Origin of the sequence: Prevotella sp. S7-1-8 (assembly GCF_000758925.1) — a bacterium.
GTDB lineage: Bacteria > Bacteroidota > Bacteroidia > Bacteroidales > Bacteroidaceae > Prevotella.
The window spans coordinates 1-975 of sequence record NZ_JRNC01000019.1 but is presented as its reverse complement, the minus strand read 5'-3'; the positions used below and the strand labels follow the sequence as shown (position 1 = coordinate 975).

At 60.2% G+C, this 975-nt stretch carries 1 pseudogene; it reads right to left on the bottom strand.

Annotation, left to right across the window (positions count from 1 at the left end):
- Positions 1–975 (bottom strand): annotated as a pseudogene (locus HMPREF1640_RS13475) (hypothetical protein); the annotation flags it as partial.

Sequence of the window (975 nt, the reverse complement as noted above, 5' to 3'; positions counted from 1 at the left end):
AAGCCGCCGCGACACGGCCGCCTTGTCCGCGACGTCCACGCCGTCGAGATTGAGGTCGCTGCCCCAAAGCAGGTTGGGGCGCGCGCCGCTATTCACCGTCAGGCTGATTTCGTTCGCGGTTTGCTTAAAACGCGTGAAATCCTCGGAGAGGTTTCCCACCGCGCTGCTGGTCTGTTTTAGGTTTCGCTCAACCCTGTTCATGTCACCACGAACGTTGCTTATCTCGCTGTTAATCTCTCCATTCTTCGTGTCGATGTCGAACACCACCTTGGGCTTGAACGTGACAGGCACGACGCGCCGGTCCACGATGTCATCGCCTTTCTTCAACGTCACGGCATAGCTGCTAACAGGGTTCTTCTCATCATAAGACAAGCTGTGTCCCAAGTCATATATGTCGCCGAGATCCGCAAATGCCTCCCCAAAGCTCGGCTCAACGGTGAGCGTCATTCCCTCGGCTTTCAACGTGGTGAAACTCACCCGCTCGCCGACGGTCTTCTGTATCTTGTACACCAGTTGCAGGTCAACCAGTTTCTGTTTATCCTCGCCATCCATGTAGGCAAGCGCGTTTTCTGTCATCGGCAACAGCTTGTAGGTAACGGCGTCCTTGCCCTTGCGTGCGTCCATGTCATCATACGCGCACCACGGCGTGGCGGTGTCGCCCTCCTCGAGCTTGGGGCGGCAGAGCCACAAATCGCACTGGGACTTGTCGGTGAAGGCGCACAGGTAGAACCGCACGCGGCCGCTCCCTCCCACGCGAAACGTCCAGCGGCAGCGCGTCCACCGAGCCACGTCCTTGGAGTCGTACTGGTGGTCGGCCTTGACGGGCTTGGACCACACGCGCTCGAAACCGCCCTTGGCCTCGTTCCAGCTCTCCATGTCGCAGAACACGCTGCCCTGGCCGCCGTGGCTGTCGAACGCCACCCACGCGCTCAACGTGCAGGCAGAGCCGGGGCGCACCCTCAACTCGCGCGTCGA